The organism is Paraburkholderia sp. SIMBA_053, assembly GCF_046534895.1.
GTDB lineage: Bacteria > Pseudomonadota > Gammaproteobacteria > Burkholderiales > Burkholderiaceae > Paraburkholderia > Paraburkholderia caledonica.
Genome location: NZ_JAWRXU010001342.1, coordinates 1 through 248 on the forward strand (window position 1 = coordinate 1; position 248 = coordinate 248).

General features: G+C 64.9%; 1 protein-coding gene. It reads right to left on the reverse strand.

Annotated elements, in window-relative coordinates; translation table 11 throughout:
* A partial coding sequence (locus SB753_RS39975) for an Ldh family oxidoreductase (RefSeq protein WP_410805536.1) occupies window positions 1-248 on the reverse strand: 248 nt, incomplete at both ends.

Below are 248 nucleotides of genomic sequence, written 5' to 3' on the forward strand. Positions count from 1 at the left end.
GATGTGATGCGCGTTGCGCAGCGCGACGGCACACACGCCGAGCTTTTTCGCGCGCTCGATGCCGAGTTCCATCGCCTCGTGTGCGACGACCTGGCCGAAGCCCTTGCCGCCATCGACGGTCAGCACCGCGCCGACGTCCTTCACGACGCTCGCGTGCGCGTTCAACTTCAGCTCGCGATCGCGCAGCGAATCGACATAGCGCGGAATCATGCCGACGCCATGCGAATCGTGTCCCGTGAGATTGGCTG